The 19,045-nt window shown below is 68.0% G+C and carries 17 protein-coding genes; 10 read left to right on the top strand and 7 right to left on the bottom strand.

Annotation, left to right across the window (positions count from 1 at the left end):
* Window positions 1-38 precede the first annotated feature (38 nt).
* From EV652_RS44305 to EV652_RS37365, 4 genes are read left to right on the top strand one after another with little or no spacing between them, the layout of a single operon-like run.
* On the top strand, window positions 39-209 hold the full coding sequence (locus tag EV652_RS44305) for a hypothetical protein (RefSeq protein WP_158441436.1): 171 nt from the start codon (window positions 39-41) through the stop codon (window positions 207-209).
* Window positions 210-241: 32 nt separating this feature from the next.
* Complete coding sequence (locus EV652_RS37355) at window positions 242-493, top strand: phosphopantetheine-binding protein (RefSeq protein ID WP_132214444.1); 252 nt, start codon at window positions 242-244, stop codon at window positions 491-493.
* On the top strand, window positions 490-1,731 hold the full coding sequence (locus EV652_RS37360; protein ID WP_132214446.1) for an AMP-binding protein: 1,242 nt from the start codon (window positions 490-492) through the stop codon (window positions 1,729-1,731). Before EV652_RS37355 ends, EV652_RS37360 begins: the two co-directional genes overlap by 4 nt.
* Window positions 1,721-2,470 carry an SDR family NAD(P)-dependent oxidoreductase gene (locus tag EV652_RS37365; protein ID WP_199238619.1) on the top strand — a complete coding sequence of 250 codons (750 nt, stop codon included), beginning with the start codon at window positions 1,721-1,723 and terminating at the stop codon, window positions 2,468-2,470. Before EV652_RS37360 ends, EV652_RS37365 begins: the two co-directional genes overlap by 11 nt.
* Window positions 2,471-2,511: 41 nt before the next feature.
* Here EV652_RS37365 and EV652_RS37370 read toward each other — a convergent pair whose 3' ends face one another.
* Complete coding sequence (locus EV652_RS37370) at window positions 2,512-3,903, bottom strand: FAD-binding oxidoreductase (RefSeq protein WP_132214448.1); 1,392 nt, start codon at window positions 3,901-3,903, stop codon at window positions 2,512-2,514.
* 179 nt (window positions 3,904-4,082) lie between these two features.
* On the opposite strand from EV652_RS37370, the gene EV652_RS37375 reads away from it, so the two are divergent.
* Both EV652_RS37375 and EV652_RS37380 read left to right on the top strand, forming a co-directional pair.
* Window positions 4,083-5,297, top strand: a complete 1,215-nt coding sequence (locus EV652_RS37375) for a DUF2786 domain-containing protein (RefSeq protein WP_242002240.1) — start codon at window positions 4,083-4,085, stop codon at window positions 5,295-5,297.
* Between the two features lie 22 nt (window positions 5,298-5,319).
* Window positions 5,320-5,823: a dTDP-4-dehydrorhamnose 3,5-epimerase family protein gene (locus EV652_RS37380; protein WP_242002241.1), complete on the top strand. Its 504-nt coding sequence runs from the start codon at window positions 5,320-5,322 to the stop codon at window positions 5,821-5,823.
* On the opposite strand, the gene EV652_RS37385 is transcribed toward EV652_RS37380, so the two are convergent.
* Window positions 5,804-6,382: a TetR/AcrR family transcriptional regulator gene (locus tag EV652_RS37385; protein WP_132214452.1), complete on the bottom strand. Its 579-nt coding sequence runs from the start codon at window positions 6,380-6,382 to the stop codon at window positions 5,804-5,806. The two genes, EV652_RS37380 and EV652_RS37385, sit on opposite strands and share 20 nt — an antisense overlap.
* Window positions 6,383-6,581: 199 nt before the next feature.
* On the opposite strand from EV652_RS37385, the gene EV652_RS37390 reads away from it, so the two are divergent.
* The gene (locus EV652_RS37390) at window positions 6,582-8,063 is read left to right on the top strand and encodes an MFS transporter (protein WP_132214454.1); all 1,482 of its coding nucleotides are present in this window, start codon (window positions 6,582-6,584) and stop codon (window positions 8,061-8,063) included.
* Between the two features lie 45 nt (window positions 8,064-8,108).
* Here EV652_RS37390 and EV652_RS37395 read toward each other — a convergent pair whose 3' ends face one another.
* The 4 genes from EV652_RS37395 to EV652_RS37410 form a co-directional block, all read right to left on the bottom strand.
* A complete protein-coding gene (locus EV652_RS37395) occupies window positions 8,109-9,077 on the bottom strand; it encodes a GNAT family N-acetyltransferase (protein WP_132214456.1) in 969 nt (322 codons plus the stop codon).
* A gap of 41 nt (window positions 9,078-9,118) precedes the next feature.
* Window positions 9,119-10,147, bottom strand: a complete 1,029-nt coding sequence (locus EV652_RS37400) for an alpha/beta hydrolase-fold protein (RefSeq protein WP_132214457.1) — start codon at window positions 10,145-10,147, stop codon at window positions 9,119-9,121.
* A 10-nt stretch (window positions 10,148-10,157) separates the two neighbouring features.
* On the bottom strand, window positions 10,158-11,867 hold the full coding sequence (argS, locus tag EV652_RS37405; RefSeq protein ID WP_132214459.1) for an arginine--tRNA ligase: 1,710 nt from the start codon (window positions 11,865-11,867) through the stop codon (window positions 10,158-10,160).
* Between the two features lie 114 nt (window positions 11,868-11,981).
* A complete protein-coding gene (locus EV652_RS37410) occupies window positions 11,982-14,204 on the bottom strand; it encodes a bifunctional glycosyltransferase/CDP-glycerol:glycerophosphate glycerophosphotransferase (protein ID WP_132214461.1) in 2,223 nt (740 codons plus the stop codon).
* A gap of 24 nt (window positions 14,205-14,228) precedes the next feature.
* Between EV652_RS37410 and EV652_RS37415 the strand changes: the two genes are divergently transcribed.
* Window positions 14,229-15,008 carry a Fic family protein gene (locus EV652_RS37415; RefSeq protein ID WP_132214463.1) on the top strand — a complete coding sequence of 260 codons (780 nt, stop codon included), beginning with the start codon at window positions 14,229-14,231 and terminating at the stop codon, window positions 15,006-15,008.
* Between the two features lie 296 nt (window positions 15,009-15,304).
* Here EV652_RS37415 and EV652_RS37420 read toward each other — a convergent pair whose 3' ends face one another.
* A complete protein-coding gene (locus EV652_RS37420) occupies window positions 15,305-16,117 on the bottom strand; it encodes an HAD family hydrolase (protein WP_242002242.1) in 813 nt (270 codons plus the stop codon).
* A gap of 534 nt (window positions 16,118-16,651) precedes the next feature.
* Between EV652_RS37420 and EV652_RS37425 the strand changes: the two genes are divergently transcribed.
* Window positions 16,652-18,130, top strand: coding sequence for a chitinase (locus EV652_RS37425; protein WP_132214467.1), 1,479 nt, complete (start codon window positions 16,652-16,654; stop codon window positions 18,128-18,130).
* Window positions 18,130-19,044, top strand: a complete 915-nt coding sequence (locus tag EV652_RS37430; protein ID WP_132214469.1) for a helix-turn-helix domain-containing protein — start codon at window positions 18,130-18,132, stop codon at window positions 19,042-19,044. The genes EV652_RS37425 and EV652_RS37430 overlap by 1 nt, the downstream gene beginning before the upstream one ends.
* The last annotated feature ends 1 nt before the right edge of the window (window position 19,045 follow it).

Raw genomic sequence — 19,045 nt, forward strand, 5'->3', positions numbered from 1 at the left:
TTACACTCGGTAATCTCCCAAGTCAGACGGGAGGTCCTATGATCGCCCTCCACATCGCCGGGCTGCCGGTCGAGGAGATCGTGCTCGCCGCCATCGCGGCCGCGGCACCGCTGATCGCCCTGATCGGCTGGGAAATCTCGAGCCGGGTCAAACGACTGAAATCCCTGGTACGACGTCGCGCCGTGACCCCGCCACCGGAACCCCCGTGAGCCAGTCGGCGCACAAGCTAGGCTTTGGCCTCATGAGTTCGATAGCGCGTGGCAGGGTCAGGGAGTTGATGGGCGAGGTGATGACGGCGCAGGGAAGGAACTTGCCGGGCGACGACACCGCCGATCTGCGAGAGATCGGGTTTCGGTCGCTGGACTTCTCCGAGCTGGCCCTCCGGGTGGAGGACGAGCTGGGTGACGAGCTGAACTTCGATGCCCCCGGGCTGCGCCGGATCGCCACTGTCGGCGATGTGCTGGACTTCATCGAGCAACTCCAGTCGGCGTGACCGCGCCGCGCCGGACCACCGCTCTCATCGGTGACGACAACACAGTGGTCGTCGCCGGGAAGAGCCTGACCTGGCGGACCCTGCACAAGCTTTCGCAGTTGCCCTCACCGGCTGCCGTCCTGGTAGACAACGGCGCGGACGCACTGGCGGCCCTCCGCCACCATGCGGTCCACGGCACCGAGCTCCTGGTCGCGACGAGGTCCCGCGTCGACCATCGGATGCGCGAGGAGCTGGGCGAGTCCGGTTTCGCCATCGTTCTGCCCGGTGGCGACGTGACGCCGGCAAAGCTCAAGCGGGTCGAGGAATCCGGTCGCGCCTGGCTGCTCACGTCGGGATCGACCGGCCGGCCCAAGCGGATCGGCCACACCCTCGAGACTCTCACCACGGTCACCGGCGAGCAGCCGCCGCGCACCTGGCTGCTCCCGTACTCACCAGGCACCTACGCCTGGTGGCAGGTCGTCACGCTCTCGCTGACCCACGCCGACCAGGGCCTGGTCGTGATCGAGCCCGACGAACTGGAGGACTGGCCGGCCATCGCCGCCGAGCACGGTGTCACCGCCGCCTCCGGTACGCCGACCTTCTGGCGGCAGGCGATCTACCGGGATGCCGACGCGTTGGCCGCCGTACCGCTGGAGCAGATCACGCTCGGTGGTGAACCCGTGGACCAGGCGATCCTCGATCAGTTGCGGGACCTCTTCCCGAAGGCCCGGATCTCCTGGATCTATGCGTCGTCCGAGGTCGGTGCCTCGATCGTGGTCCATGACGGGCTGGCCGGATTCCCGCGTGAGTGGCTGGATCGCAAGCCCGATCCGGACCGCCCGATGCTGTCGCTGGACGGCGACGAGTTGGTGATCCGTTCGCCGCACCACGGCGCCGGGCTGGTCGGCGCGGTGCACACCGGCGACCGGGTCGAGTTCGTCGACGACCGCGTGCTGATCACCGGCCGGATCGACACCGACGAGATCAACGTCGGCGGGTCGAAGGTGTCCGCCGGTATCGTCCGCAACGTGCTGATGGGTCATCCGGGCGTCTCCTGGGCGCGGGTGTACGCGCGCAAGGCGCCTTTGGTCGGCCGGATGGTCGCCGCCGAGGTTGTGCCGAACCGGGCGCTCGGCCCGATCACCCACGACGACCTGGTCCAGTGGTGCTCGAGCCGGCTGCCGGACTACGGCGTACCGCGGCGGATCCGGTTCCTCGACGAGATCCCGCAGAAAGAGACACTCAAAAGTGACGTCTGAATCCAACCTGGTCCCGCCCGCGTCGGTCGTCCTGGTGTCGGGTGGTTCCCGCGGCCTCGGGCTGGCGATCGTCGCCGATCTGCTCGCCGCCGGGGTAAAGGTCGCCGCGTTCGCCCGGACCGTGACACCGGAGCTGACCGCACTCGGCGAGAAGTACCCGGACCACCTGTACTACGGCTCCGTCGACGTCAACGACGCCGAGGCCGGACAGGCGTTCGTCCGCACGGTGGAAACGACCCTCGGCCCGATCGACGGCCTGGTCAACAACGCGGCGATCGGCCAGGACTCGCTGCACGTCCACACCTCGGCCGACCAGCTCGCGCAGATCATCCAGACCAACCTGACGTCACCGCTGATCCTGACCCGGTTCGTCCTGCGCCGCATGCTCGCGAAGGGCCTGAAGGGCCGGATCGTCAACGTCACCTCGATCTGCGCCCAGCGCGGCTACCCGGGCCTGGTCGCCTACTCCGCCACCAAGGGCGGGATGGACGCGGCGACCCGGTCACTGGCCCGCGAGCTCGGCGGCCGCGTGCTGGCCAACGCGGTCGCGCCCGGGTTCTTCGCCTCCGAGATGTCCGCGGTGCTCGGCCAGACCCAGCTCGACCAGATCGTCCGCCGGACGCCGACCGGACACCTGACCGAGCCGGACGACGTCGTACCGGTCGTGCGGATGCTGCTGCTCGACAACACCAACATCAACGGCCAGGTCCTGGTCATCGACGGCGCCGCCTCGATCTGAGGGACTTCGGTACGCCGAGACGTACCGAAGTCCCGGCGAACTCACGCAGGTCTGATGTTCGCATTGCGGTGGAACACGTTGTCCGGGTCGTACTTCCGCTTGAGCTCCGCCAACCGGTCGTACTTGGGTCCGAACGACGCCCGCAGCCGGTCCTCGTCGTAGTCGGCCATCCCGTTGATGTAGCTGCCGATGTTGATCGCGTGCGGCTGCAGGGCGTTCCAGAATCCCCGCACCCACTCGCGCTCGGCGTCCTGCATCTCCGGCATCGGGCACTGGGCGATCGCGAACACCGCGTACCGGTCGGTCCGCCCGCCGCCGAACGCGGTGGTGTCGTCGGCGACCGCCGTGTAGGCGTGGTCGAGCCGGTAGAACAGCACGGCCGACAACGGTGAGGTCTTCTTCGGCACGTGCTCGGTGATCACCTCGATGGCGCCGTCGGTCAGGTCCTCGAGGTAGGTGCCCTTCTCGTAGCAGTAGTGGCCCCAGTCGTTCGCCTCGTCCAGCGACTGCTGCAGCGCGACGTACGGCATCGGCGTCGCGAACTCGAACAGCGGCGGCAGCGTGGTGCGGATCCGCTCCAGCACCTCCGCGTGCTCGTCGGGCGAACCGAACCCGATCACTACGAGGCCGTAGCCCGGCTGGAAATGGTGCTGCTCCGGCACGAACGGTGCCGGCGGCGCGTTCAGGCAGGCGGGCACCACGCTGAACGTCGGTGGCAGGCTCGGGATCAGGTCCCGGGCCATCCGCAGTACGTCGGCGCCCTGGTCCAGACCCCAGAACGCCAGGCCGTAGTTCACCATCGGCCCGGCCTCGTGCAGCCGGAACTCGAACTCGGTCACCACGCCGAAGTTCCCGCCACCGCCCCGGACCGCCCAGAACAGATCCGGGTTCTCGTCCTCGGCGGCGCGCAGGATGCTGCCGTCCGCGGTGACGATCTGGACCGACTCCAGGTTGTCGATGCTGAGGCCGTGCTGGCGGGTCAGCCAGCCCATCCCGCCGCCGAGCGTGAGCCCGCCGACACCGGTGTGGCTGATCATCCCGGCCGGTACGGCCAGCCCGTGCGGCTGGGTCGCGGCGTCGAGATCACGCAGCAGCGCGCCGCCGCCGACCCGGGCCCGGCGAGCCTCCGGGTCGACCGTGACCTGGTTCATCCTGCTCAGGTCGATCATCAGGCCGTCGTCGACCGATGAGGCACCGGACATGCTGTGCGAGCCGCCGCGGACGGCGATCTCCAGTCCCTGTGCCACCCCGAACAGCACGGCGGCCGAGACGTCCTCGGCGGTCTGCACCTGGGCGATCACCGCCGGTCGCCGGTCGTGCTGGGCGTTCCACAGCCGCCGGGCGTCGTCGTACCCGTCCTCGCCCGGTCCGAGTACGGTCCCCTCCAGGGCAGTGCGTAGTTCGTCGAAGCCGGCTTCCGCAAGCTGAGTCATGACTTTCCCCTCCCCGATTTCGGTGCTGTCAGGCTAGGTGCCTGTGCTCCCGCGGACAGCGCCCTTTAGGGCAGATCTTCGCGCGCTGTCTTCAGTCAGGCTTAAGAAAAGCCCGGTTTTCCACAAGGGCTGTCGATCGCGTTTGGGTGTCAACTTCGTTGAGTGTCAGACTCGACCGCGTGAGTGACGAGGAAATCCTGCGGCTGTTACCGATCGCGGCGACGATCGTTGCCGTACGCGACGATCGCGCGGACCAGCAATTGGCCCGGCTGGGTGCGTACGACGAGCGCGACCAAGCGCAGGTGGACCGTTGCCTGCAAGGCTTTCTGACCGCTCTGGTCCGCGCCACCTGGGAACGCGGCTGGACGCCGGCCGATGTCGTCCAGCACGGCCGCCGGCAGTTGGACCCAGGTGTGGAGCCGCTGCTGCTGGCCGCGATCTCCGCGGAACACAAGACCTATCGACAAACCACGATCGATCCGCGCTGGCTCGACCAGTTGGCGGACTTGGGGGTCTCGCAACCCTTCACCGAGCTGAGCCTGACCACGTGGGCCGCCGCCGCCCGCGTCGGCCGCTACCTGACGCTCCACCACGCCCTCTCGCTGGCCGGCTTCCTCCAGGCCCTACCGATACTCGCCCGGCTCTACCCCTTGCCAGGTGCCGCTTCGGTACGACGCCAGGCACCCGCCGTACCGGCGAACGGGAAGATGCTCGCCCGGATCCGGGGACTGCTGGCGAAGGCGGAGGCGACCGAGTTCCCCGACGAGGCGGAAGCCTTGTCCGGCAAGGCGCAGGAGCTGATGGCGAAGTTCTCGCTCGATCGCGCCCTGGTCGAGGCGGACCCGGCGGTGGAGATCCCGGACGACTCCGCCGCCCGCCGGCTCTGGGTCGATACGCCGTACGTCTCGGCCAAGGCGCAGCTGGTCGGCGCGGTTGCGTCGGCGAACCGCTGTCGGACGGTTGTGATCGATCAGCTGGCCGTAGTCACCATCGTCGGCGAGGAGCTGGACCTGCAGCTGACCGAGATCCTCAGTACTTCCCTGCTGGTGCAGGCGAATCGGGCGATGCTTGCCGCGGGCAAACACATCGGCCGGCGTGGCGAGTCCCGGACCCGCTCGTTCCGGCAGTCGTTCCTGATGGCGTACGCGCAGCGGATCGGGGAGCGGTTGCAGGTGACGGCGGCCGCCACGCAGGCCGCCGTACCGGAAGCGGATGCGGACCGGCTGCTGCCGGTCCTGACGAAGCGGGAGGAGCAGGTGGACGCGTTGTTCACCAAGCTGTTCCCGAACACGACAACCCGGCGGACCAGGATCACCAACGGCGCCGGCTGGGAAGCAGGCCTCACCGCGGCCGACCAGGCCCAGCTCGACGCCCGCCGCCAGGTCCGCCGATGACGGCCGGGCCGGTATCCCCGGCGTGCTGCGGATCGAGCTGGACGTGCGGCCGAATGCCGACGGCTGGTTCAAGGAGAACTTCCATGCCGCCGAGCTCGAAGACGCCGGGATGCCGCGCTTCGAGGTGCGCCAGCACAACGTGCTGTACCTGGCCGAGCCGGGCATCACGCGGGGGATCCACGCCGAGCCGTGGGACAAGTACCTGTCGCCGTCCAACGGCCGGGTGTTCGCAGCGATCGTCGATCTGCGCGACGGCGAGACCTTCGGCCGGGTGGAGACGTTCGAGCTCGACGCCGGGCAGGCGCTCTCTGTGCCGCGCGGCTGCGGCAACTCCTTCTGCGTCCTGGAGCCGCACACCGTCTACAACTTCCTGGTGAACGATCACTGGTCGCCGGAGCGCGTCACCGTCGACCTGTTCGACCCGGAGCTCGCGATCGAGTGGCCGTTCCCGCGGGACCGGCTCAGCTACACCGAGCGGGACGCCGCGAATCCGTCGTTGGACAGCGTCAGGAGCGCTCTGGTCTGAGGCCGCACAGGACGATGTCGAGCAGCCGGTTGGCCTGGTCGGGCTCCATGTCGCGGCCCATGTTGATACCACCGACCAGCCGCATGATGTCCATCAGGTCCAGATCCTCACGGACCTCGCCGGCCGCCTTCGCCTTGTCCAGCAGGAGTTCGCCGGCTTCCTTCACATTCACCTTGCAGGACTGGAAGAACGGCGAGTCCTTGCCTAGAGCAACGGTCAGCTCGCCGGCCAGGCTCTTCTTGGAGAGGCCGTAGCCGACGAAGCTGCGCAGCCAGGCGGCCAGCGCGTCGAACGGCTCGAGCTTCTCGGCGAATCCGTAGGCACGGTCGCAGACGGACTGGATCTCGTCGACGTAGACCGCCTCGAGCAGGGCGATCCGGTTCGGGAAGCGCCGGTAGAGCGTGCCGATGCCGACTCCGGCCCGCCGGGCGATCTCCTCGAGTGAGGTATCCGTGCCGTGCTCGGCGAAGGCTTCGCGCGCGGCCGTGACCAGCAGGTCGTAGTTCCGCGCCGCGTCCGCGCGGGCCGGCCGCGTGGACGGCAGCGGTGTCGAGCCCATCCCGGCCTCCTCACTGTCCGTAGCGGCAAACCCGCTCAAAGTTCCACGACACAGTTTCCCAGAAGTTGCTGCGTAAATCGCTTGATAAAGCGGAGGGTGCCTCCGTATCGTATCCGGAGGAGCGCTCCGCTTTCCTCGAACCCAACTGTAGCGCCCCGGGCCCAACAGCGCGCGGGGAGCTTTTCGCTCAAGGAGCAGTATGTCGGCAACAACCGCGGCGCCGGCCGGCGCCGGTACCGGCTCGCCCGCGCGGCGGCCGGGGGTAGTCCTCGCAGTCATCCTGATCACGCAGCTGATGGTGATCCTCGACGGCACCGTGGTGAACATCGCGATGCCGAAGATCCAGCACGCACTCGACTTCAGTCCGGCCAGTCTGTCCTGGGTGCAGAACGCCTACGCGCTCGCGTTCGGTGGTCTGCTCCTGCTCGGCGCCCGCGCCGGTGACCTGCTCGGTCGCCGCCGCGTGTTCGTCACCGGTGTCAGCGTCTTCACGCTCGCCTCGCTGCTCGGCGGTCTCGCGCCGACCGCGGAGTTGCTGCTCGCCGCCCGTGTCCTGCAGGGCGTCGGTGGTGCCATCGCGGCGCCGGCGGCTCTGACTCTGCTCATGCTCACCTACCGGGAGGGCCCGGAGCGGATGAAGGCGCTCGGCTACTACAGCCTGGTGTCGTCCGGTGGCGGCAGTGTCGGCCTGGTGCTCGGGGGCATGCTGACGGACTGGGTGTCGTGGCGCTGGGGTCTGTTCATCAACGTGCCGATCGGTATCGGACTCGTCATCGCGGCCCGGCAGGTGCTGACCGAGACGGAGCCGGAGACCGGCCGGTTCGACGTGGCCGGTGCGCTCACCTCGACGCTCGGCATCACCTCGCTCGTCTACGGCTTCATCCGGGTCGCCGAGGTCGGCTGGACGTCGGCCGAGGTGCTGGCCTCGTTCACGGCCGGTGTGGTGCTGCTGGTCGCGTTCGTCCTGATCGAGCGCCGGGTCAGCCACCCGATCGTGCCGCTGCGGCTGTTCCGGTCGGCTGACCGCTCGGCGTCGTACCTGACCATGCTGCTGGTGGTCGGGACGATGTTCGGGATGTTCTTCTTCCTCACGCAGTACCTGCAGGGTGTGCTCGAGCTCAGCCCGCTGGCGGCCGGTCTTGCCTTCCTGCCGCTGACCGGTCTGCTGTTCGCGTCGTCGCGGATCGTGCCGAAGCTGGTCGCCCGGGTCGACGGCGGCAAGCTCATGCTGGCCGGGTCCACCCTGGTCACCGCGGGCACGGTGTGGCTGACCCAGCTCGACGCTCGCAGCACCTACCTGGCCGACGTGGTCGGGCCGATGCTGCTGTTCGGTCTGGGCGCCGGGATGATCTTCATCCCGCTGGTCGGCCGGGCCATCTCCGGCGTCGCACCGGAGGACTCGGGTGCCGCGTCCGGCATGCTCAACGTGGTCCAGCAGGTCGGCGGCGCGCTCGGCCTCGGCATCCTGGTCACCATCTTCGGTACGGCGAGCCGCAACTCCACCTCGACCGGCCCGCGAGAGGTGCTGACCGACGGCGTGCACGCGGCCTTCATCGGATCCCTGGTGTACGCCGCGCTGAGCCTGACGATGATCGTCGTCAGCGTCCGCCCGTGGACGTGGTTCAAGCGCACGCCCGTCGAGCCGACGCCCGAGCCCGTGGTGGTCGACTCACACATCTGAGCACGGATTCAGCGGTACGCCGGTCATCGGCGTACCGCTGAACTGTCAGAGCGGCAGGCCGTAGCTGACCCACTTGGACGACACCGAGTACCCGAGCCGCTCGTACAGGCCGAGCGCACCGGTCGGGTTGTCCGCGTCGACGCCGAGGCCGGAGCGCTGGTAGCCCACCTCGGCCGCCTTGGCCAGGACCTTCGCCAGCGTGACGCGGGCCAGCCCGCGGCCGCGGTACGCCTTCACCGTCCCGACCTGGCCGATGTACAGCTCCCGGATCCCGGTCGCCTCGGTGTCGGCCTCGTACTCGTAGCCGAGCACGTAGGCGGCGATGGTGTCGCCGTCGAGGACGACGTACGACGCTCCGCCGCGGAACGCCCGGGCACCGGTGAACCAGGTCTTCCAGCTCTCCGGATCCTTCGGGGTCGAACCCCAGTGGTCCAGGAACACGTCGTTGTGGGCCAGCCGCAACGCCTCGTCCATCGACGTGTCGAACGGCACCAGCCGCAGCCCGGCGTCGAGGGCGACCTTCGGCACCGGCTGGTCCAACCCGCGCTTCATGTCGATGAAGTACCGGCGCTCCTCGAAACCGAACTGCTGGAACAGCCGCTCGGCACCGACATTCGTGCTGATCCGGTTGCTGGTGACCTCACCGGTCGTCCCTGGATGCTTGGCCGCGTGCAGCTCGCCGGCCCGGTTGATCAGCCAGGGCATCAGCGCCGAACCGAGGCCACGACGGCGCCACTCCGGATGGATCGTTCCCTCGGTGCCGACCCGGTCGATGTCGATCACCGCGTCGGCGGCGTGCAGCTTGCCGTACCCGACCATCCGGCCGTCGGCCCACAGGCCGATGGTGTCCACCGCCGGATCCAGGTGCGGGTCCTCCAGCTCGTCGATCAGGTCCTGGGCGTCGTAGTTCTCGCCCTCCTGGTCGACCTTCTCCTTGGCGGCCAGCAACTCCGCCCACGCGTCCGCGTCACCCTTGTCGATCGGGCGCGCTTCGATCCCCTCCGGCCAGCTCATGGTTCGAAGGTACGGCGTACGCCGACGGACCGGCACCCGAATTACTGCAGTCGTTCGGCCAGCCAGCCGACCGCGAGCGGGTAGCGGTACTCGATCCCGCCGTGCGTCCCCTCGAACAGCTCGAAGTGCAGCCGCTCGTCCGGTACGCCGGCCTCCTGCGCGGCCCGGTGGAACGCGGTGGCGCCGAGATCGAGGTAGTACTCGTCCTGCTTCCCCGCGTCGATCCACACCGCCCGCAGCGAGCGCAGCGCGTCGGCGTACTGCGGTTCGCGGACCATCTCGACCGGATCGCGGGACAGCCAGCGCGCCCAGATCTCCGGGATGATCGCGCCCAGATCGTCGAACGGCAGCAGCACCGTCCCGTCCGGCTCGGCGGAGTAGGCCGAGGAATAGCCGTAGATCTCGAGCAGGTGCAGGTCCTCGTTCGTGGTCCGGCCGGTCCGGGTCGCCACAGACTCGAAGAACTTGTCGTAGCTGCCGTCGTACTTGTCCCGGAGCGTCCGGGCGCGTTCCGGGAACTCGGGCCGATAGCACAGGTCGAAGGCCGCGTCGCCGGCGTGCGTCGCGAGCGCGCCGAAGACATCCGGCCGCAGCAGCGGCGTCACCATCGCGGTGTAGCCGCCGCTGGACTTGCCGGTGATGCCGCGGTGGTCGCGGTCGGCGATGGTCCGGTAGGTCGCGTCGACCCAGGGGACGATCTCCTCACACAGGTAGGAGTGGTACTGCCCGGTGCCGGGAGAGTCGAGGCACTGGCTGCCGCCGTACCTCGTCCACGAGTCGACGAACACCACGATCGCGGGCGGTGCGTCGCCGGTCGCGAACAGTGCGTCGAGCAACTCCGGGTAGGGCTGCCGGAACGGCGTCCGGTTGAACCACATCCCGATGTGACCGGTGTACCCCATCGTCACGTAGATCGCGGGGTAGCGCTGGTCCGATTCGTCGTACCCAGGCGGCAGATAGACGAGCACCGGCCGCTCGTGCGGATCACCCAGCGGGTTCCCGCGCAGCAACTCGCTCTCGTACGTCGTCTGCTCCAACCGACCGGCGAGCTCAGCGGACCACGGCAACATCGGCAACCTCCTACATGGCGTCCGGGGCCTGGATACCCAGCAGACCAAGCCCATCCTGCAACACCTTCCGGGTCGCCGTGCAAAGCGCGATCCGGCTGGCTCTCGTGTCACCTTCGCTGGTCAGCACCGGACACTGCTCGTAGAACACGGACAGTGCGGTCGCGACGTCGTACAGATAGGTGCACAGCCGGTGCGGCTGCAGTGTTTCGACCACCTGTTCGACGACACCCGCAAAACCGGTCAGCAACAGGGCCAGCCGTTCCTCGGCCGGATCCTTGAGCTCCAAGATCTGGTCGTGGTCTGTGCCGGCTTTGGACAGCAGCCGGGTCAGCCGGGCGTGTGCGTACTGCAGGTACGGCCCGGTGTTGCCGGTCATCGCGACCATCCGGTCCAGGTCGAAGACGTAGTCGTTGCCCCGGTCGCTGGACAGGTCGGCGTACTTGACTGCTCCGATCCCGACCGCCTTCGCCGTGACCTGCCGGTCGATGCCTTCCCGGCCTTCGAGCAACGAGTCCGCCCGCGCGACCGCCTCGTCGAGCAGAGTGGTCAGCTTGACCGTGCCGCCGGCTCTTGTTTTGAAGGGTTTCCCGTTCGGTCCGAGGACGGTGCCGAAGCCGACGTGCTCGGCAGTTGTTGTCGATGGCAACCAGCCTGCTGAGGTGGCGAGTGCGAAGATCTGCTCGAAGTGGAGCGCTTGCCGATGGTCGACGACGTACACGATCCGATCGGCGTGCAGCGTGGAGACCCGGTGCCGGACGGCGGCGAGATCGGTCGCGCTGTAGCCGAAGCCGCCGTCGGACTTCCGCACGATCACCGGCAGCGGCTGACCGTCCCGGCCCTTGAAGCCCGGCAGGAACGCGCACAACGCGCCGTCCGACTCGGTGAGCAGTCCAGCCTCTGACAGCTCGTCGACGATCCGCGGCAGGTCGTTGTTGTAGGCGCTCTCGCCGACGACATCGGTACGCGTCAGCCTGGAATCGAGGAGCGCGTAGACCTGCTCGAAGTCGTCCAGCGAGACGTCGACCATCCGCTGCCAGATCGCCCGCGTCTCCGGATCGCCGGACTGCAGCAGGACGACTCTCGCCCGGGACTTGTCGGCAAAGGCGCCGTCGGCGTCGAAGTGCTTCCGGCTCCGCTCGTAGAGCACCTGCAAACCCTGGAGATCAAGCTCTTCCGCGTTGAGGTTCTCGCCGAGCAGTTGCTCGATCATCATGCCGTACTGCGTGCCCCAGTCGCCGACGTGATTCTGCCGGATCACGTCGTACCCGACGAACTGCAACACATTGCAGAGCGCGTCGCCGATGACGGTCGACCGCAGGTGACCGACGTGCATCTGCTTGGCGACGTTCGGCTGCGAGTAGTCGACGACTACACGTTGGTGCCTTGTGGTGAAGGCTTGCGGTTCGTTGACCGCGGCCGCGAGCGTCGACGGGAGCAGCGTCAGGTTGATGAAACCAGGCCCGGCGATGGAAGGGGTCTCACACAGGTCGGCGATGTCGAGCGCCTCGACCAGGCGTGCGGCGACCTCCCGCGGCGCTTGGCCCAGAGCGTTGCCGAGCCGGAGCGCGAGGTTGCTCTGGTAGTGGCCGAACTCGGGCTTGGTTGCCGACCGCAGCTCAGGGTCGAGCAGTTCTGGATCGAGCTCGGCGTACGACGAACCGAAGGCGACCGCGGCGGCGGTGGACAGTCTGGTGGCCAGGACAGGCAGAACAGCGGACATGAATGGTCCTTTGGAGTAGACGCACTGGAACGATGAGGTGTTCAGACAGTGCGTCGTCGTCGCAGGCCGGACCGCAGGCGCAGCGCGCTGACGGACTCCAGGCTGATCGACATGTCAGCCATTATGCATGAAGTGCGGTGAGGGTGCTGGCTTCCGGTCCGCCAGCGGCTCGATCGGCGGTACGTCGGTCTCGCCGAGGAACACCCGCCGGACCACCCGCTCGGCCGCGCGTCCGTCGTCGTACTCGCAGAACTTCTCCCGGTACAGCTGCCGGTGCTTGGCCGCCTCTGCCGACGCGAATCCGCCGGTCTGCAAGACGGTCAGCAGCTCCTCGGGTGACCGCGCGACCAGACCGGGCGGAAACTCGGTGATGTCGAAGTAGGTGCCGCGCCGTCCGTCGTAGAAGCTCTGGTCCTCGACCAGAAGCACGATCGGGCGATCCAGGTTCGCGTAGTCGAAGGTGATCGACGAGTAGTCCGAGATCAGTACGTCGGCCGCCAGCATCAGATCCTCGACCCGCGGGTGCTGGGACACGTCGATCACCCTGCCGGAATGCACATCCGGTGCCTTCGACAACGAATAGTGCGTCCGCACCAGCACCCGGCCGTGCTCGCCGACCGCGACGGCCAGCCGGTCCAGGTCGAGGTGGATCCCGTCCCCGCCGAGGTCGATCAGCCCGGCCGGGGTCCGGACCGAGTCCACGCCGTCGCGGAACGTCGGCGCGTACAGCACCACCAGGTGCGAGTCGTCGAAGCCGAAGCCGGCCCGGATCGCGCGGACCTCGTCGAGGGTCGCGTTGATCAGCCGGTCGTTGCGCGGGAAGCCGTACTCGAGCTCCTCGAAGTACGCCGGGTAGGTCCGCTCCCAGATCTCCGAGGAGTACCGGTTCGACGAGATGTTGAAGTCCCACCGGTCGGTCTGCCGCATCAGCTCGTCGAGGTCCAGGTCCTTCGCGGCCAACGGGAAGTGCCGCAGGTCGGTCCCCATCGTCTTGAGCGGCGTACCGTGCTGGGTCTGCAGGTGGATCTGCCCCTCCCGCTTCACCAGCTCCTTCGGCCAGTTCATGTTGCTGATGAAGTACGTCGCCCGGTCCAGCAGCTTCTGGTACGCCGGCGAACCCGCGACGACGTACTCGACACCCTCGGGGACAACTGCGACGTGGTCGGCGTCGACGACCCAGACTCCGCGCAGGTGCGGCGCCAGCTCGGCCGCCTTCTCGTAGATCGCCCGCGGGTTGCAGGCGAACTGCTTGAACCAGTAGGAGCAGTAGGCGGCCAGGTTCGGGTCGAGCTTGTTGCGGTGCAGGAGCTTGCCGACGGTCTTGCGCGGGCTGGGGACGTGCAGCACCTTGGCGCTCAGCTTGAGCGTGGAGTAGGTCGCGTAGTCGTCGTGGATGAGCAACCACCGTTTGAACCCGCGGCTGGTGCGGTCGGCGCCGTACCCCGCCGGCTTCCAGCGCTTGGCGAACTCATGCGCCGCGTGGAAGAACTCGGCCCGGTCGTCCGGATCGATCCGCTCCGGCTTCGCGAGTACGGCGAGGATGTGGTCCAGTGACCGGTCGAACGCGAACCGGCGCCAGCCGGCCAGCTCCGGGTCGGACTGGATGAACGCGTGCACCCGGTCGTACTGGTCGAAGATGTCCCACTGCCTGCGGCCGCCGGTGGCGTGGATGTTGCCGCCGGTCCGGTGCTGGCGGTAGTGCACGACCACCCGGTCCAGCGTCGCGATCCGCTCGGCGGTCAGCATGGTCGAGTACGTCCAGGGCGCGTCGTCGTAGAAACCGGCCGTGAAGGCGAACCCGTGGCGGGTCAGGAAGTCCCGCCGGCAGGCCTTGTTCCAGACCACCTCGAGGAAGGTGAGGAAGATCGGCCGCTCCGCCGCGGTGAACACTCCCGCGCCGTGCCCGGCGAAGGCGTCGTGCCGCTGGTTGCGGACCACCCGGCCGTCCCAGAAGATCCGCTCGTAGTCGAACAGCAGGATGTCCGGCCGGTCGGTCGCGTCGATCCGGGTCGCGATCGCCTCCAGCGAACCGGGCAGGTACAGGTCGTCGGCGTCGAGGAACAGCACATAGTCCCCGCGGCACTCCTTCAGCCCGGCGTTCCGGGCCAGCCCCACACCGACGTTCTCGTCCAGGTGCAGCACCCGGACCCGCGGATCGGCCGCCGCGTACTCGTCCAGGATCCGGCCGGACCCGTCCCGGTCGGCATCATCCACCCCGATGATCTCGAAGTCGGTGAACGACTGCCCGAGCACCGAGTCCAGGCACGGTCGCAGCCACGCCCGGGAGGCATGGCAGGGGACCACGATGCTGAACTTGGGGACGATGCCGAGCGCCATGCCACGTCATCCTAGGGTGCAGGTATGAGTACAGATGTGTTCGAGCCACTGGCTGGGCTGGAGGGCGTGGGGTCGGCGGCCCGGGCGGCCCGGGACGCGGTCGATGTGCTGTTGCGAGACCGTGGGCTGCGCAAGGTCGGCTCGGACGTGACCGCCGAGGCTTTGCTGCGTGGCGCCCACGCCTCCGCCGCGCTGGCCGGCAGCCCGGCGACCCTCGAGGAGGTACGACGAGGTGCCGCCGACGGACTGGCCACGGGTGCGGTCCGGATCACCGGTGAGCTGATGCGGCTCGCTCCCCAGATCGACACTGCCCCGGTGCAGGTCTGGACCAGACTGCACCAGTTGGCCGCGGCCGACCTGGGCCCGGAAGACCAGTTGGGCCATCTGCGGACCAGTCGGGAGCCGGTGCCGGACGACATCCCGGGGCTGCCGCCGGCGCCCGGTGCCGACGAGATGTGGGAGCGGCTGAGCGCGCTGGCGCAGAATCTGACCCGCCCGACCACGGCACCCGGTCTCGTGGTCGCGGCGATCGTCCATGCCGAGCTCGCCGTCCTGCGCCCCTTCCCGACCGCCAACGGTCTGGTCGCCCGGGCCGCCGAACGCTGCCTGTTAGTTGCCAGGGGCATCGACCCGGTCGCGGTCACCGTTCCGGAGATTGGTCACTATGAGTTGGCAGGAACCTATCCGTCTGGGCTCGGCGACTACGCAGCGCAAGGGCTGACGGGGGTTCGTGACTGGCTGCTGCGGACCTGCGAGGTCGTGGCACTGGGTGCCGAACGATCGCCATTGGCACACGTCGGCTGACATGCGAACGGCGTTCTCTACTGAGAACGCCGTCGCTGGCACGTCACCCTGGTTACCATGCGTGCACCTGTCTGCCGCCACAGGACTAGGCCTGGGTCGCGCTGCCCGGTTGGGATGGGCTGGTCGCCGCGTGGGTGCCTGGGTGCCGTGCAATCTCTACCGGATCCGAAGATCCTTTGTACTTCCTTTGTACTCCTGAAAACCCTTCGTGTGAAGGGCTTACGCGGCCTTCATGGAGTTGAGAACAATGAAGCGGCCTTCAGCTTTCGGGGTCGGCCGGGGGTCGGTTTCGAGGGTCAGTTCTCGGTCCGGCGGGCGCGTCGGCGGGCGGCCAGGAGCAGTGCCCCGGCGGCCAGTCCGGCAACGGCGACGGTGGCCATGGCGGGCCGTCGTACCTCGTGAAAACGGCCTCGCTCGGCCAGGCCGACCGGCTCGCTGAAGTCCAGTACCGGCCAGTCCCGGGCGACGGCGAGCCGGCGTAACGCCTTGTCGGGATTGACCGCGAAGGGGTGACCGACCGCAGCCAGCATCGGCTCGTCGGTGACAGAGTCCGAATAGGCGTAGGAGTTCTCCAGGTCGTAGCCCTCGGCCTCGGCCAGCGCCAGCATCGCGGTCGCCTTGTACGGACCGTAGGCGTACTCCTCGATCTCACCCGTGTACTTGCCGTCAGCAACTACCATGCGGGTGGCGATCACCTTGTCGGCGCCGAGCATCGCCCCGATCGGCTCGACCACCTCGGCCCCGGACGACGACACGATCACCACGTCCCGGCCGGCCGCGTGGTGCTCGTCGATCAGCTCCACCGCCTCCTCGTGGATCATCGGGGTGACGATGTGGTGCAGGGTGTCGGCGACGATCGCCTTCACCGTCTCCACGTCCCAGCCGGTGCACATAGCGGACAGGTATTCCCGCATCCGCTCCATCTGGTCATGGTCCGCGCCGCCGAGCAGGTACACGAACTGGGCATAGGCACTGCGCAGGACGGTACGGCGGTTGATCAGCCCGCCGGCGTAGAACGGCCGGGAGAACGCCAGCGTGCTGGAACGGGCGATTATGGTCTTGTCCAGATCGAAGAAGGCGGCCGTTCTGGCCGTCCTGGAGTGCGCCATGGGGTCGAGCATAGGCATTGGAGCGAAACGCCGAGGGACCCGGGCTTTTGCGTGGGCCAGTCTCCCGTTAGACTGTTGGCAGTGTGACAGTGACACTGGCTCGAGAGCGCCTGTTCGGCGGGCTCGGCGGCTGGACGACATCATCTGGTTGCAACTGAACTGAGATGTGTGGAATCCAGATTCGGGGGGTACATACCTCCTGACAGTGGCAGACTGTCGCCTCCTGATCGGCCCCCGGCTCCTCCCCCCGAGCCCGTGGCCGAAGACGGCCCCCGGTCACCCCCCCCGCCGGGGGCCGTCGCCTTTCCTCTTCCAGGTGGACAGCCTCTTCCAGGTGGACGGCCTCTTCCAGGTTTGGGAGAGGCCGCCTCCAGGTTGAGAGAGGTCTCCTCCGGGTTCGGAGGGTCTGCTGCCCGGTTCGGGCGGAGTTCTCCGTGGTGAATGTAAAAGCTTCCTCAGTTTTCTGACGGTGGGAGCGCTTTCAAATTATGCAGGGTCTTGACAATGTAGTTACGCAGTCACAGTTTGTAAGCCATGAACCCGCGTGCACTCCGCCCCCAGGCCGCGATCATTCCCGCCCTGATCACGCTTCTCGCCGCCCTCACGGGCCTGCTTCTGGTCCCCGCGACCGGATCCGCCGCCACCAATCTCGTCACGAACGGAACCTTCGAGACCGGCAACCTGTCCGGCTGGACCTGCGCCGCCGGCGCCGCGACCACCTCGGCCCGCACCGGCAGCTACGCCCTCCAGGGCAGCCCGACGTCGTCCGACAACGCCCGCTGCAGCCAGTCGATTCCGGTCAAGGCCAGTACGACGTACACCTTGTCTGCGTGGGTCAAAGGCTCGAACGTCTACCTGGGCTTCGAGGGCGGTACGTCGACCTGGAGCACCAGCACCACCTGGAACCAGTTGACGACCACCTTCACCACCAGCGCCTCCACGACCCGGGTGACGATCTACCTGCACGGTTGGTACGGGCTACCGCCGTACCAGGCGGACGACGTCGTACTGGATGGTCCGGGTGGTACGCCGGATCCGACCACGCCGCCGACCACCCCGCCGACGACTCCTCCCACCACACCACCCACGACGCCGCCCACCACTCCGCCGCCGACCAACGGCGCTCTGCCCAAGCACGTTCTCACCGGCTACTGGCAGAACTTCAACAACGGCGCCACGGTCCAGCGCATCTCGGACGTGCAGGCCGCGTACGACCTGATCGCGGTCGCCTTCGCCGACGCTGACCCGTCCCGGCCGGGTGCGATCACCTTCAACCTGGACTCCGCCGGGCTGGGTGGTTACACGGTCGCCCAGTTCAAGGCCGACATCGCGGCCAAGAAGGCGGCCGGGAAGAGCGTCATCCTGTCGGTCGGCGGTCAGAACGGCACCATCTCGGTCGGCAACGCCGAGGCCGCGACCAACTTCGCCAACAGTGCTCTGACGGTACTGCGCGAGTACGGCTTCGACGGGATCGACATCGACCTCGAGAACGGGGTCAACGCGCAGTACATGGATCAGGCGTTGCGCAGCCTGCAGAGCCAGTTCGGCAGCGGCCTGATCATCGCGATGGCGCCGCAGACGATCGACATGCAGAGTACGTCGTTCGAGTACTTCAAGCTCGCGCTGGCGATCAAGGACATCCTGACCGTGGTCAACGTGCAGTACTACAACTCCGGCTCGATGAACGGCTGTGACGGGCAGGTGTACTCGCAGGGCACGGTCGACTTCATCACCGCGCAGGCCTGCATCATGCTGCAGAACGGCCTCCGCCCGGACCAGGTCGGTCTCGGCCTGCCGGCGTCGTCCCGAGCGGCCGGCAGCGGCTACGTCTCGCCGCAGATCGTCAACAACGCGCTGGACTGCCTGACCCGCGGCACGAACTGCGGCAACTTCAAGCCGAGCACCACGTGGCCGTCGCTGCGCGGTGCGATGACCTGGTCGACCAACTGGGACGCGCTGAACGGCAACGCGTTCGCCAACCAGGTCGGCGCCCACGTCCACTCACTGCCCTGATGCACAGCTACCGACCGGCTCCGGTGCTGGAAGCGCTCGGTGTCTGCTCGGAGGACGAGCAGCTCTACCGGGCGCTTCTGGCCCGACCGGAGTCCACCACTATTGACCTCTCACGTGACACCGGGTGGCCTGCTAACCGCGTCGGCAGGCATCTGAAGTCACTGCTGTCCCTCGGCCTCGCCTCGCGGACGACAGGCCGCCCGGCCAGGTACGTGCCTGCTGTGCCGGAGGCTGCTGTCGAGCTCCTGGCGCTGCGGAAGCAGGCCGCGATCGTCGAGGCCAGGCTCGGTGCGTCCGTGCTGACGACAGAGTTCCGCCGGCCGGACTCGTCCACTGTGATCCGAGGGGCCGAGGCGGTCGCGCAGCGGTTCTATCAGGCACAACAGAGCGCCCAGACCGAAGTGCTGCTCCTCGACCGGTCGCCATACGTCGTACTGCCGATCGAGCCGCGGCGTGCGCATGGAGTGTCCTACCGGACGATCTACGACCTGGCGTCGCTGTCCGAGCCGGGTGACCTGATGGCTGCCCGGTCTGCCGGTTGCCGGATCCTGCGCGAGGTACCGATCAAGCTGGTTGTGGTGGATCGTCGTACCGGACTGCTTCCGACGAGTCCGGACGTGGTCGTGGAGCTGGGGGCTTCGAGCCTGCTGGACGCGTTGCTGCGGCTGTTCGAGCTGTTGTGGCAGCAGGCGAGTCCGCTGTCTCCGGCGGCGTCGGAGGGGCCGCTGAGCTACGACGATCAGCAGTTGCTCGCACTGGCTGCGGCTGGGCTGACGGATCAGGCGATCGCTCGACGGCTGGGTGTGGCGCAGCGGACGGTCGAGCGGCGGATGCAGCGGATCCTGAAGGCGCTGGACGCGACCACCCGCTTCCAGGCCGGACTCCGCGCCGGCCAACGCGGGCTGCTCGTCTAGT

The organism is Kribbella steppae (genome assembly GCF_004342025.1).
Classification (GTDB): Bacteria; Actinomycetota; Actinomycetes; order Propionibacteriales; family Kribbellaceae; genus Kribbella; species Kribbella steppae.

Coding starts and splice junctions, on each gene's coding strand:
- EV652_RS37370 (WP_132214448.1), bottom strand. CDS start 3,903: ATGACTCAGCTTGCGGAAGCCGGCTTCGACGAACTACGCACTGCCCTG.
- EV652_RS37390 (WP_132214454.1), top strand. CDS start 6,582: ATGTCGGCAACAACCGCGGCGCCGGCCGGCGCCGGTACCGGCTCGCCC.
- EV652_RS37415 (WP_132214463.1), top strand. CDS start 14,229: ATGAGTACAGATGTGTTCGAGCCACTGGCTGGGCTGGAGGGCGTGGGG.
- EV652_RS37425 (WP_132214467.1), top strand. CDS start 16,652: ATGAACCCGCGTGCACTCCGCCCCCAGGCCGCGATCATTCCCGCCCTG.
- EV652_RS44305 (WP_158441436.1), top strand. CDS start 39: ATGATCGCCCTCCACATCGCCGGGCTGCCGGTCGAGGAGATCGTGCTC.
- EV652_RS37355 (WP_132214444.1), top strand. CDS start 242: ATGAGTTCGATAGCGCGTGGCAGGGTCAGGGAGTTGATGGGCGAGGTG.
- argS (WP_132214459.1), bottom strand. CDS start 11,867: ATGTCCGCTGTTCTGCCTGTCCTGGCCACCAGACTGTCCACCGCCGCC.
- EV652_RS37410 (WP_132214461.1), bottom strand. CDS start 14,204: ATGGCGCTCGGCATCGTCCCCAAGTTCAGCATCGTGGTCCCCTGCCAT.
- EV652_RS37395 (WP_132214456.1), bottom strand. CDS start 9,077: ATGAGCTGGCCGGAGGGGATCGAAGCGCGCCCGATCGACAAGGGTGAC.
- EV652_RS37430 (WP_132214469.1), top strand. CDS start 18,130: ATGCACAGCTACCGACCGGCTCCGGTGCTGGAAGCGCTCGGTGTCTGC.
- EV652_RS37420 (WP_242002242.1), bottom strand. CDS start 16,117: ATGGCGCACTCCAGGACGGCCAGAACGGCCGCCTTCTTCGATCTGGAC.
- EV652_RS37400 (WP_132214457.1), bottom strand. CDS start 10,147: ATGTTGCCGTGGTCCGCTGAGCTCGCCGGTCGGTTGGAGCAGACGACG.
- EV652_RS37385 (WP_132214452.1), bottom strand. CDS start 6,382: ATGGGCTCGACACCGCTGCCGTCCACGCGGCCGGCCCGCGCGGACGCG.